Annotated in this window: 8 protein-coding genes; 5 read left to right on the forward strand and 3 right to left on the reverse strand. The window is 67.3% G+C overall.

Annotated elements, in window-relative coordinates:
* Positions 1–59: 59 nt before the first annotated feature.
* Positions 60–686, reverse strand: a complete 627-nt coding sequence (locus tag PKD89_RS17425) for a class I SAM-dependent methyltransferase (protein ID WP_287374152.1) — start codon at positions 684–686, stop codon at positions 60–62.
* A 146-nt stretch (positions 687–832) separates the two neighbouring features.
* Here PKD89_RS17425 and PKD89_RS17430 point away from each other — a divergent pair, with 146 nt between their 5' ends.
* Positions 833–1,924, forward strand: a complete 1,092-nt coding sequence (locus PKD89_RS17430; RefSeq protein ID WP_324332643.1) for a site-2 protease family protein — start codon at positions 833–835, stop codon at positions 1,922–1,924.
* 22 nt (positions 1,925–1,946) lie between these two features.
* Here PKD89_RS17430 and PKD89_RS17435 read toward each other — a convergent pair whose 3' ends face one another.
* The gene (locus tag PKD89_RS17435; RefSeq protein WP_289012100.1) at positions 1,947–2,660 is read right to left on the reverse strand and encodes a DUF4230 domain-containing protein; all 714 of its coding nucleotides are present in this window, start codon (positions 2,658–2,660) and stop codon (positions 1,947–1,949) included.
* 285 nt (positions 2,661–2,945) lie between these two features.
* A complete protein-coding gene (gene ileS, locus PKD89_RS17440) occupies positions 2,946–6,209 on the reverse strand; it encodes an isoleucine--tRNA ligase (RefSeq protein WP_289012099.1) in 3,264 nt (1,087 codons plus the stop codon).
* Between the two features lie 198 nt (positions 6,210–6,407).
* On the opposite strand from ileS, the gene PKD89_RS17445 reads away from it, so the two are divergent.
* From PKD89_RS17445 to PKD89_RS17460, 4 genes are all read left to right on the forward strand, one after another.
* Positions 6,408–8,831 (forward strand): ribonucleoside-diphosphate reductase subunit alpha, encoded by a 2,424-nt coding sequence (locus PKD89_RS17445; protein ID WP_289012098.1) that lies wholly within the window; start codon positions 6,408–6,410, stop codon positions 8,829–8,831.
* A gap of 53 nt (positions 8,832–8,884) precedes the next feature.
* Entirely contained in the window at positions 8,885–10,009 is a 1,125-nt protein-coding gene (locus tag PKD89_RS17450) for a ribonucleotide-diphosphate reductase subunit beta (RefSeq protein ID WP_425591263.1), read from the forward strand.
* 63 nt (positions 10,010–10,072) lie between these two features.
* Positions 10,073–12,004, forward strand: coding sequence for a transglycosylase domain-containing protein (locus PKD89_RS17455; protein ID WP_289012097.1), 1,932 nt, complete (start codon positions 10,073–10,075; stop codon positions 12,002–12,004).
* A gap of 56 nt (positions 12,005–12,060) precedes the next feature.
* Positions 12,061–12,765, forward strand: coding sequence for a zinc ribbon domain-containing protein (locus PKD89_RS17460; protein WP_287374144.1), 705 nt, complete (start codon positions 12,061–12,063; stop codon positions 12,763–12,765).
* The last annotated feature ends 8 nt before the right edge of the window (positions 12,766–12,773 follow it).

Raw genomic sequence — 12,773 nt, forward strand, 5'->3', positions numbered from 1 at the left:
TAGAGCACCTCCCTTACAAGGAGGGGGTCGGGGGTTCGAGTCCCTCAGCGCCCACACAGTCAGGAGTGCCCGGCCGGCACGGCGACGCCCTCATAGAGCGCGTTGGTGATGGGTGGTCCGGGCATGGTGTGACGGGTCGACTCGATCAGCTCAAAACCCGCCTCCCGCACGAGCTCATCGGGGTCGCGGGTGAGGTGGCATCCTCCGGAGAACACCTTCCACACCGGCTCGATGAGCCGCTGGCGGGCGGCCACCCGGGAGTCGTCGTGCAGACCGTGCTCCAGGTAGCGCAGCTGACCGTTCGGCTTGAGTACCCGGCGCGCCTCGGCCAGCGCCGACGCAACGTCGGGGATCGTGCACAGGGTGAAGGCGGCCACCACGGTGTCGACCGAGGCGTCTTCCATGGGGAGGTGCTCGCCGTCGAGGGCGACCCAACGGACCGGCTTGGGCCAGTTGCTGATGCGGGCGGCCGCCCGGTTGCGGGCACCGCTGGCCGGGTCGATCGCCAGCACCTCGTCGACAGCGTCGACGTCGTAGAACTCCAGGTTGGTGCCGGTGCCGAAGCCCAGCTCGACGACGGTGCCGACCGCGCCGGGGATGACGTGGGAACGGTGCTTCTTCACGTGTCCGGTGCTGAGCACGCGATCGATGATCGGCGGCAGGATGCGGTCGGTATAGAAGCTCATGGCGACATGATCGCCTGTCGCCGGCCGATGTGCGAGCGGTCGGCGAAATCAGCGCCCCCGAACCCGCAGCCCAAGTGCACTGAGCCGACCAAGCTTCCTCACAGGGCGAACGCCCGGTGGTAGCGCGCTGCCCGTAGAATGTGCCCGTGCGAGCCAGCCTGCGAATCGGGCGCCTCTTTGGGGTGCCGCTGTACATCCAATGGTCAGTGCTGCTCGTCGGCGGGCTGATCGCCTGGATCACCGCCACCTCGCTGGTGAGCCGAGCCGGCGTTGAAACCTCGACCGCCGTGTCGATGGGGCTCAGCTTCGTGGTCGGGTATCTGGCCTCGGTACTTCTCCACGAAATCGGCCACACGATCGCTGCCCGGCATTTTGGGATCGGTGTTCGGCGGATCTCGCTGCTGTTCTACGGTGGCGCCGCCGAGCTTGAATCCGCCCCGCCCGATCCGGTGTCGGAATTCTGGGTGGCGCTGGCTGGGCCGTTGGCCTCCGCCGGTTGTGCGGTCGCCGCTGTGGCGGGTCACCGGTTTGCCATCGGCGCCGAGGCCTGGCTGAGCGCCGACATCCTGGGGGCCCTGGCCTGGGCCAACGTGGCGATGGTGGTGATCAACCTGCTGCCCGGCTTCCCGCTCGATGGCGGCCGGGTGATGATGGCGCTGGTCTGGTGGGGTTCGGGCAACCGGTCGCTGGCCCAGCGGGCGGTCAGCTATTCGGGGTTGTCCCTCGGGCTGTCGCTGATGAGCGTGAGCGCGCTGTTCTTGTGGTGGGGCCGTCCGCTTCTTGGGCTGTCCGCCTGGTGGGCGCTGGTCGTCGGCGGTTTCCTGGTGATCGCCTCGGACGTGTGGTCCAAGCGCGCGCCGGTGCTGGGGTGTGTTGGCGATCGGATGGGGCCGGTGGCCCCCGCCCAGGCGGCTTGGGCACCGTCGGGGTGGTTTCTCGCCAACGTGGTCGACCCCAACCCGGCGTATGAGTACTTTCCGTTGGCCAACGAATCGGGCCAGTTGGTCGGGCTGGTCTCCGAGTCCCAGGTTCGGGGCGCCGCCGCGTCGACCGTTCCGGGTACGCCGGTCAGCGCCGTGGGCTGGTCGCTCGACCAGCTCGCCTATTCCACGCCCGACGAGGGTATCGGCGAGGTCGAGGCCCGCCGTCACGCCGCTGCCTCCCAGGTGGCGATGGTGCTGTCGGCCGGCCGCCCGGTCGGGGTGCTCAACGACCAGCTTGAGGCGCTGCCCGTCTAGATCAATGTCGGTCGAGAGACCGTCAGCCGTTGGCGCCAGGGTCGACCGCCTCTTCCGACCGCCGGGGTGCGTCGTTTGAGTCAAACACGACGGTCACGTCGTCGTAGCCGACCGAGCCCAACATCGCCACCAACATGTCCTCGGTGTTGCGTCGGGCGAGGCCGGACAGGTCGCTGGCAGCGGCTGCATCCTCCATCCGGTTCTCGGCCTCGACGTACAGCGCCTGGTCGTCGACCGGCTGGTCGGAGACGAGGTCCTCGACCCGGTTGAGCAGCCCGCGCTCCCGGCTGTAGACGCGCGTTTTTGAGTTGTCGATGCGGGCCGAGGTCAGCGTGGGGGGAGGGATGGTGACCACGACGGAGCCGTCGGCATCGTCGACCACGATGGCGTCGGACTTGAGGCCGGTGAAGTCAACCTCGGCCTCGACCTCGCCGGAGGCCACCATCAGGGTGCGTTCGCCGGCGAGAATGGATGGCAGGCCTCCCACGTCGTCCTCGATGTCGACGATCACCTGAAACGTGCCGGTCGCAGCCGTGAACTGATTGAGCTTGGCGATCCGTTGCAACACCGGCGTCTGTGTGCGGTCGACGGTCGTGGACCGCCCGAACACCGGGATGATGCCGCTCAGCATGAGGACGACGGCGCAGGCCAAGGCGACGAGCACGGCCATAAAGCCCCCGCCGATGGCCAGGCCGCCCCGACGGGCGGCGTTCGATGATGTCCGGCGTAGTCCCACGGGTGATCAGTACCCAGACCGCCAAAAATCGAACCGTCGGGTGGGGACCTCGGCGCGAGGCAGGGGAGGCACCGGTGTGCCTCCCCTGTCGCGGCTCGTTTGAGTGAGCCATCAACCACGACGACGGGCTGCTACACGGTTGGAGGTGGGATGACAGTCGATCGTCGCGGTGTCGCGCTCATCGTACGTAGGTTGGAACGGCACCTACAAGCACTTTGACAGCGAGATTTGGTCGTGCAGGAGGAAGTTTCGACGGTCCGTCAGCGGCCAGCCACCCTGGGTGGTTCACCCCAGCTGAGCTACCTCGAAGGCCAGATGCGCCCCGTCGACGTCCACCTTCCGGCTCAGGCGTTCGACCCGGTCGCCCTCGACGAATTCGAACTCGTCGGCCAAGGTCGCCGCAGCGATGTGACCGCGATGAGCTTCGATCGCCGCCGCAAGCTCGGGCGAGTCGCTGGCCACCGACACGCGAATACGATCGGTCAACCGGAACCCGGCGTCCTTGCGGGCCTGCTGGATGGCGCGCACCACATCGCGGGAGCGTCCCTCGGCGATCAGTTCGTCGGTCAGCGTCAGGTCCAGGCTGACGACCAGCCCCAGGTCGACGGCGTGCCCCTCGGGATCGACCATGCGCACGGCGGTGGTCGCCCGTGCGTCGTCGTCGCCGGTCGATACCATCGCCAGCTCGTACTCCTCGGGTGCGAGCACTTCGCCGGCAGCCTCGACCGTGCCGTCGGGGCCGGTGGCCCAGTCGCCGGCACGCGCAGCGGCCAGCACCTGCTGCACCGACTTGCCCAGGCGGGGCCCGAGCAGGCGGGCGTTGGGGCGCAGCACGGCCTGGGCAAAGGCGGATGCGTCGTCCTCGAGGCGCACCGTCTTGACGTTGAGCTCGTCGGCGATCAGGCCGGTGAAGGGCTCCAAGGAGTGGGCGCTTGCACCGGCAACGACCAGCTCGGCCAGCGGCAGGCGGGTGCGCAGGCGCCGGTCCTCACGCTGGGAGAGCACGGCGGAGGCGACCGCCCTCACCCGGTCCATGGCGTCGACCAGCTCGGGGTCGGCCGGCAGCTCGTCCGGTTCCGGCCAATCGGTCAGATGCACGGACCGCTCCCCGGTCAGGCCGGTGAACACCTCTTCGGCCACCATGGGCAGTAGCGGTGCCACCAGGCGGCACAGCGTGCTCAGCGCCGTGTACAGCGTGTCGTAGGCGTCGGCTTTGTCGGCGCCCGATGCATCGGGACCCGATGCCGGCGCCCAGAACCGGTCGCGGGAGCGTCGGACGTACCAGTTGGTGAGCGCATCGAGGTAGCTGGTGACCTGGTTGCAGGCGCCGGGGATGTCGTAGGTGTCCAGCGCCTCGGTCATTGCGTCGCGCAACCGGGCGGTCTTGGCCAACAGGTAGCGGTCGAGCGCACCGGTGGCGTCGGCGCGGAACCGGGCCCGATAGCCGTCGATGTTGGCGTAGGTGGTGAAGAAGCTGAAGGTATTCCAGATCGGGTTGAGGACCAGCCGCACCACCTCGTTGAACTCGGCGCCGTCCTCGGACACCTTCAGGTCGCCGCCACGGATCACCGGCGAACTCATCAGGTGCCAGCGCAGCGCGTCCGAACCGATCGACTCCATCACCTCTTCGGGGTCGGCGTAGTTGCGGTGTCGCTTGGACAGCTTGCGGCCCTCGTGGTCCAACACGACGCCGTGGCAGATCACGTTGGAGAACGCAGGACGGTCGAACAGCGCACCGGCCAGAACGTGCAGGGTGTAGAACCAGCCGCGGGTCTGGGCGATGTACTCGACAATGAAGTCGGCCGGGCTGTGCTCGTCGAACCACTCGGCGTTTTCGAAGGGGTAGTGCACCTGGGCGAAGGGCATCGACCCGGACTCGAACCAGCAGTCGAACACCTCGGCGACCCGACGCATCATCGACTTGCCGGTTGGATCGTCCGGGTTGGGACGCACCAACTCATCGATGGTGGGGCGGTGCAGCTCGTCCGGACGCACCCCGAAGTCGGCTTCGAGCTCGTCGAGCGAGCCGTAGACGTCGATGCGCGGGTAGGCGGGGTCGTCGCTGCGCCACACGGGAATCGGCGTGCCCCAGAACCGGTTGCGGGAGATCGACCAGTCGCGGGCGCCCTCCAGCCACTGGCCGAACTGGCCGTCGCGCACATGGTCGGGGATCCAGCTGATCTGTTGGTTCAGGTCGACCAGGCGGTCGCGGATGGCGGTGACCTCGACGAACCACGACGACACCGCCCGGTAGATGATCGGGGTGTCGGTGCGCCAGCAGTGGGGATAGTTGTGGTCGTAGGTCTCCTGGCGCAGAACGACGCCGCGCTCCTTGAGGGCGGCGATGATCAGCGGGTTGGCGTCGAGCACGTTGGTGCCGGCCCAGTCGGTCACCTCGGCCGTGTAGCGGCCCTTCTCGTCGACCGGTGAGATCATCTCCAGCCCGGCCTCGGTGCCGAGGCGCTGGTCGTCCTCGCCGTGGCCGGGGGCGATGTGCACGATGCCCGTGCCGTCGGTGGTGTCGACGAAATCGGCGGTCAGCACCCGGAAGGCGCCCCGCTCGTCCGCTTCGCTGGCGAAGTAGTCGAACAGCGGCACGTAGCGAAGGCCGACCAACGCCTCGCCGGTGACGGCGCCCACCAGCGTGCCCTCGCCCAGCTCGCGCTCGTAGTTGTCCCGCACGTCGCTGCCGATGACGTGGACGACGCCGTTCAGCTCGACCAGGTCGTAGGCGATGTCCTCGCCGACGGCGAGGGCCTGGTTGGCCGGGAGGGTCCAGGGGGTGGTCGTCCAGGCGAGCAGCACGACCGGGGTGTCGGGCCCGGCCAGGCCGGCGGCCTGGCTGAGGACGGCGGCGTCGGGCGCGGTCAGCGCGAACGCCACGGTGAGTGCCGGGTCCTGGCGGGGGCGCATGGCGTCGTCGAGGCGGATCTCGAAGTTGCTCAGGGGGGTCTCGGCGCCCCAGGAGTAGGGCATCACCTTCTTGGCCTCGTAGATCAGGCCCTTCTCGTACAGCTGGTTGAAGGCCCAGATCACCGACTCCATGTAGGTGAGGTCCATCGTCTTGTAATCGTTGTCGAAGTCGACCCAGCGGGCCTGCCGGGTGACGTAGCGCTCCCATTCGCCGGTGTAGCGCAACACCGACGTGCGGCAGGCGTCGTTGAAGCGGTCCACGCCGTACTCGTTGATCGCCGCGTGGCCGGCCACGCCCAGCTGGCGCTCGGTCTCCATCTCGGCGGGTAGGCCGTGGCAGTCCCAGCCGAAGCGGCGCTCCACCCGCTTGCCCCGCATCGTCTGGTAGCGGGGCACGACATCCTTCACGTAGCCGGTGAGCAGGTGGCCGTAGTGGGGGAGTCCGTTGGCGAAGGGCGGGCCGTCGTAGAAGACGAACTCATCGTCGGGGCTGCGGGCGTCGATCGATGCCTGGAAGGTGCCGTCGGCGGCCCAGCGGGCCAGGATCCCCCGTTCGAGTTCGGGGTAGTCGGCCCTCGACGGCACGGTCGGGTAGTGCCCGTCCTGGGGAGTGGAGTCGGAGTTGAGGGGGGCCATGGGTTCCAGTCTGGCGGAGATGCCCGGCCGGGTCCCATCTCATATTCAGCGACAGCGCAAGGGTCTTGGAGATTCTCCACCGTTACCGTTGACACGTCCGTAGTTCCATGGCTGTAATTACATGCCTGCCACCCAAGATGTGGGGTCAACAGACCTCAGGACGGCAGTTCACCACAAGATGTAGGGGTAGGGGAGCACATGGCCATCCAGGAAGACCTTCGTTCGATCGCCCTGGACGACCCGTCCGGGCTTGGCGACGCCACTCTGGGCGAGATGCCGCGAATGCGGGTACGCAAGCGGGACGGCAGCCTCGATGCGATCGACCTCAACAAGATCGTTGCCCGCGTCGAGCGCTGCGCCGACGGCCTGGACGCCGTCGACCCGATGCGTGTGGCGCTGCGCACCATCTCCGGGCTGGTCGATGGTTCGACCACCGAGGAGCTCGACCACCTGGCGGTGCGCACCGCGGCGGCGTTGATCTCCGAGGAGCCCAACTACAGCCGTCTGGCCGCCCGCCTGCTGGGCGTGATCATCGACGAGGAGGTCGCCCGCCTGGGCGTCGGATCGTTCTCCGAGTCGGTTGCCCTCGGCACCGCCGAGGGCCTGATCGGCGCAACAACGTCGAAGTTCGTCGCCGCCAACGCAGCCGAGCTCGACGCCGCCATCGCGCCGGAGCGCAACTGGAACTACGAGTTCTTCGGCCTACGCACCGTGTACGACCGCTACCTGTTGCGCCACCCGACCGAGCGCAAGGTCACCGAGAACCCGCAGTACTTCCTCATGCGCGTCGCCTGCGGCCTGGCGACGAGCACCAGCGAGGCGATCGAGTTTTACAACCTGATCTCGGCGCTCGAGTACCTGCCGTCCAGCCCCACGCTGTTCAACTCGGGCACCTCCCACCCGCAGATGTCGAGCTGCTATCTGCTCGACAGCCCGGAGGACTCACTCGACGCCATCTATGACCGATACAAGGACGTGGCCCGCCTGTCCAAGCACGCCGGTGGCATCGGCCTGTCGTTCTCCCGCATCCGTGCGCGTGGCTCGCTGATCAAGGGCACCAATGGCCTGTCCAACGGGATCGTGCCGTTCCTCAAGACCCTCGACAGCTCGGTGGCGGCGGTCAACCAGGGCGGTCGCCGCAAGGGCGCCGCGTGCGTCTACCTCGAAAGCTGGCACGCGGACGTCGAGGAGTTCCTCGACCTCAAGGACAACACCGGCGACGCCGCCCGGCGGGCCCACAACCTCAACGTCGCCAACTGGGTGCCCGACCTGTTCATGGAGCGGGTGGAGAAGGACTGGCAGTGGTCGCTGTTCGACCCCAAGGAGGTGCCCGAGCTGGTCGACCTCTACGGCGACGAGTTCCGCGCCGCCTATGCCGAGGCCGAGTCGGCGGGGCGTTATGTCCGCCAGGTTCCGGCCCGTGAGCTGTACGCCAAGATGATGCGCAGCCTGGCCCAGACCGGCAACGGCTGGATGACCTTCAAGGACGCCTCCAACACCAAGTGCAACCAGACCGGCACCCCCGGCAACGTGGTGCACCTGTCCAACCTGTGCACCGAGATCCTCGAGGTGACCAACCAGGCCGAGACAGCGGTGTGCAACCTGGGCTCTGTCAACCTGTCGGCGATGGTGCGGCCCAACAGCGCCGGCGAACTCGCCTTCGACTTTGAGCGGTTGGGCGACGTGGTGGCCCTTGCGCTGCCCTTCCTCGACCGGGTGGTCGACATCAACTTCTATCCCACCGACGCGGCCGGCAACTCCAACGCCAAGTGGCGCCCGGTCGGGTTGGGCCTGATGGGCCTCCAGGACGTGTTCTTCAAGCTGAAGATGGCCTTCGACTCGCCCGAGGCCCGGGTGTTGTCCGCCCGCATCTCCGAGGAGATCTACTTCCACGCCCTGACCGCTTCGGCGACGCTGGCCGAGACCTCCGGTGCCCACAGCGCATTCGCCGAAACCCGGGCCGCCAAGGGCGACCTGCAGTTCGACCTGTGGGGCGTGACCCCGACCGACCCCGACCGCTGGGGTGCCCTCAAGGCCCGCATCGCCCAGGTCGGCCTGCGCAACTCGTTGATGATCGCCATCGCCCCCACGGCGACGATCGCCTCGATCGCCGGGTGCTACGAGTGCATCGAGCCCCAGGTGTCCAACCTGTTCAAGCGGGAGACCCTCTCGGGCGAGTTCCTTCAGGTCAACACCTATCTGGTGCGGGAGCTGCAAAGCCGGGGGCTGTGGAACGAGGACGTCACCGGCGCCATCAAGCGCTCCGAGGGCTCGATCGCCCACATCGAGGAGATCCCGGCCGATATCCGGGAGCGCTTCCGCACCACGTGGGAGCTGCCGATGCGCAGCCTGATCGACATGGCCGCCGATCGCGGCGCCTTCATCGACCAGAGCCAGTCGCTCAACCTGTTCATGGAGTCCCCCAACATCGGCAAGTTGTCGTCGATGTACCTGTACGCCTGGAAGCAGGGGCTGAAGACCACCTACTACCTGCGGTCACGTCCGGCGACCCGCATCAACCAGACCAACACCACCAAGGCGACCTCGCAGTCGACCAGCACCGACGGCGACGCGGTGAGTTGCTCGCTGGAGAACCCCGAGTCCTGCGACTCCTGCCAGTAGCGCCGAACGCCAACCACACCATCACCCTCGAAGGAGCAACCGCGCCCATGTCCATGACCAGTACCGCACTGTCTGAAACGCCCATTGCAAGCCAGACCCCCTACATCGACGGCGCTGCGGCGCCGGCGCTGGAGCCGACCGCACCGGCGACCGCAGAGCAGCGCTCGACCGGCGGGGCCGCTCTGTTGGACCCGGGGTTCAACCTGACGCTGCGCCCCATGCGCTACCCCGAGTTCTACGACATGTACCAGAACGCCATCCGCAACACCTGGACGGTGGACGAGGTCGACTTCGCCGACGACGTCACCGACCTCAACACCCGCCTCACCCCGGCCGAACAGCACCTGATCAGCCGCCTGGTGGCGTTCTTCGCCACCGGCGACTCGATCGTGTCCAACAACCTGGTGCTCAACCTGTACCAGCACATCAACAGCCCCGAAGCCCGCATGTACCTCTCGCGTCAGCTCTACGAAGAGGCGCTGCACGTCCAGTTCTATTTGACGCTGCTCGACACCTATCTGCCCAACCCCGAGGAGCGCAACCAGGCGTTCGCCGCCATCGACAACATCCCGTCGATCAAGGCCAAGGGCGACTTCTGCTTCAAATGGATCGGCTCGATCTCCGAGCTCGACGAGCTGAACACCCGTGAGGAGCGCCGGGCGTTTCTGCTCAACCTGATCTGCTTCGGTAGCTGCATCGAGGGGCTGTTCTTCTTCGCCGCATTTGCGTACGTGTACTTCCTGCGCTCCAAGGGGCTGCTCAACGGCCTGGCCAGCGGCACCAACTGGGTGTTTCGTGACGAGTCGATGCACATGAACTTCGCCCTGGCGGTCGTCGAGCAGGTGCGCGAGGAGGAGCCCGACCTCTTCGACGACGAGCTCGAGGCCGAGGTGCGCCAGATGATGACCGAAGCGGTCGAGTGCGAGTACGCCTTCGCCGAGGACCTGCTCAGCCAGGGCGTCACCGGGCTGAGCCTGGCCGACACCCGCGAGTACCTGCAGTTCGTCGCCGATCAGCGTCTCGGCGCCCTGGGCTACGCGCCCAAGTGGGGCTCGCAGAACCCGTTTGGGTTCCTCGACCTCCAGGACGTGCAGGAGCTGACCAACTTCTTCGAACGCACCGTCGCCTCCTATCAGGTGGGCGTCGAGGGTACGGTCGGCTTCGACGACGACTTCTAGCTGAGGGCCCCACAGCCCGCCCGCTGTGGGGGTCGTCGACGCCGCAAGTACCATGGGAAGACTGTGTGGCGCACCCTTCTTTCCAAATCGGGCACGATCCTCCGTATCCTGGTGACCATGGCGGTCGGCGTGGCGGGCACCGTGGTTGCTACCCGAATGCTCGCCCAGCAGGTCGGCTCGACCGCCCATCTGGCCAGCGTTCCCGAACAGCCCGACATCATCCTGGAGCAGCTGAACTCCCGCTCGGTCGTCTACGACGCCGACGGTAACGAGCTGGCCATCCTGCGTCGGGCCGAGGACCGCGAGCTGGTGCCGCTGTCCAAGATGCCCAAACAGCTTCAGGAAGCGGTCGTTGGTATCGAGGATCGCAACTTCTACCAGCACAACGGTGTCAACATTCGCGGCACCCTGCGAGCGCTGGTGGCCAACACCCAGTCGGGCGACATTTCCCAGGGTGGCTCCACGATCACCCAGCAGTTGGTGAAGCAGTCGTTGCTCGGCACCCAGCAGACGGTGGAGCGCAAGGTGAAGGAGGCGGCGCTGGCCATTCGTCTCGAGAAGCAGATGCCCAAGGACCAGATCCTCGAGCGCTATCTCAACATCGTCTACCTGGGCAACCGGGCGTACGGCGTGCAGGCCGCCTCCCAGACGTACTTCAACAAGGAGGTCGATCAGCTGCAGTGGCCCGAGATCGCCCTGCTGGTCTCGATCATCCCCAACCCGACGAGGTACGACCCGATCAAGAACCCCGACACGTCCAAGTCCCGCCGGGCGTTGGTGGCCAAGCGGCTCCGTCAGCTGGACGTGATTACCCCCGATATCGAGGAAACGATCAACGCCGCACCGTTGCCCACCACTCTCACCCCGGTGCCGGTCGGGGTGACCGAGAATCAGACGATCGGCACCAACTATTTCGTCGAAGAGGTGAAGCGCACGCTGATCGCCGACCCGCAGATCGGTGAGGACCTGCTGTACAAGGGTGGGCTGAAGGTCTACACCACCTTCGATCCCAAGGCGCAGGGCGACGCTGAGGAGGCGGTGCGGGCGAAGACGCCCGACACCGGTGGCCGGTTCGTGTCGGCGTTGGCGGCCGTCGAACCCGGCAGTGGCCGGGTGAAGGCGCTCGTCGGCGGTCCGCTCGGTGGGGAGAACCAGTTCAATGCCGCCACCCAGGAACCGGGGCGTCAGCCGGGGTCGTCGTTCAAGCCGTTCGTGCTGGCGACCGCCTTCAGCCAGGGGCAGGTGCCCAACGACATCATCGACGGCACGGGACCCTGCTCGTTCCCCAACCCGGGCGGGGTTCCCAACCCCTACACGGTGAGCAACTACGACGGCTCGTCGGGTGCAACCACCAGCCTGCAGGAACAGACGGTGAAGTCGAGCAACTGCGCGTTCGTGCGGTTGGGGCGGAGGGTGGGTCTGGGCAAGGTGGTCGATTTTGTCGGCAAGCTCGGGATCACCGGCATCGACACCAACATCTCGATGCCGCTGGGCACCGAGGAAGTCACCCCGATGAAGATGGCGGCCGCCTACGCGGCGTTCGCAGCCGACGGCCAATACAGCGCCCCGTACCTGGTCGAGAAGGTGGAGAACGCTCAGGGGCAGGTGATCCTTCAGCATCAGCCGTCGCCGTCGACCGCCATGGCGCCGGAGGTGGCCCGGTTCGTCACCCAGGTGCTCGAGGCCAACGTCGAGCGGGGCACCGGCACCAAGGCTCGCCTCTGGGGACAGCCGGTGGCCGGCAAAACCGGTACCACCCAGGACTACGCCGACGCCTGGTTCGTCGGCTATTCGCCCTACATGGCCACTGCGGTGTGGATGGGCAACCCCAAGACCAGCCAGGACAAGATGCGCAGCGTCGGCGGCATTCGAGTGACCGGCGGTACCTATCCAACCGAGATCTGGCAGGCGTTCATGACCAAGCTGCACGCCGATCTGCCCGAGGTGAGCTTCCCGCCGGCCCCCGCCGCCCGCTTCGGTGGGAGCCTGGGGTGACCCATACCCGTTGCGCCGCAATTGTCACGGCGGCCGTCATCGGGTTGGATTAGGGCGTGCACGATCTTCTCGCCCTGCAGGCGCTCGACACCGAGGCGGATCAGCTCCGTCACCGGATGGCCAACCTCCCCGAACGGATCGAGGTGGACGCAGCGAAGCGGGCGGAGGACGAAGCGGCCGAGTCCCTGGCCACGCTGGACGAGCAGCGCCACGAGCTGGGGCGCCAACAGAAGCGCTTCGACGATGAGATCTCGTCGATCACCTCCCACGTCGAGGAGGTGGAGGCCACCCTGTACGGCGGCACCGTGCGGGCGCCCAAGGAACTGACCGACCTGCAGAGCGAGCTCAACTCGCTGAAGCGACACCGGCGCGATGTCGAGGACCAGCAGCTCGACGTGATGGAGCAGCTCGAACCGGTCGACGCCGAGCGGGCCAAGCTGCTCGACGTCGCGTCGAAGGCCGCCGAACAGCGCGAGGCGGCCACCGCCCGCCTCGACGCCGCCTCCGAGGTGATCAACTCCGACCTCGACTCCCTCGCAGCTCGTCGTGCCGAGCTGGCCGAGCCGCTCGACGACGCCCTGCTCACCTCGTACGACCAGCTGCGCACACGCTTCGGCGGGGTGGCGATTGCCCAGCTGTCCGGCGGGCGCTGCTCGGGCTGCCACCTCAGCCTGCCCGCCGTCGACCTGGACACGATCAAGCGTGCCCCCGCCGATCAGCAGGTCAGCTGCCCGGAGTGCGGACGGCTCCTGGCCCGCTGAGCGGCCCG

Origin of the sequence: Candidatus Neomicrothrix sp., assembly GCF_035329545.1 — a bacterium.
Classification (GTDB): Bacteria; Actinomycetota; Acidimicrobiia; order Acidimicrobiales; family Microtrichaceae; genus Microthrix; species Microthrix subdominans.

What these genes read in the sequence shown, in the direction of transcription:
- PKD89_RS17425 (WP_287374152.1), bottom strand. Translation starts at nt 686, where the DNA reads ATGAGCTTCTATACCGACCGCATCCTGCCGCCGATCATCGATCGCGTG.
- PKD89_RS17450 (WP_425591263.1), top strand. Translation starts at nt 8,885, where the DNA reads ATGACCAGTACCGCACTGTCTGAAACGCCCATTGCAAGCCAGACCCCC.
- PKD89_RS17445 (WP_289012098.1), top strand. Translation starts at nt 6,408, where the DNA reads ATGGCCATCCAGGAAGACCTTCGTTCGATCGCCCTGGACGACCCGTCC.
- ileS (WP_289012099.1), bottom strand. Translation starts at nt 6,209, where the DNA reads ATGGCCCCCCTCAACTCCGACTCCACTCCCCAGGACGGGCACTACCCG.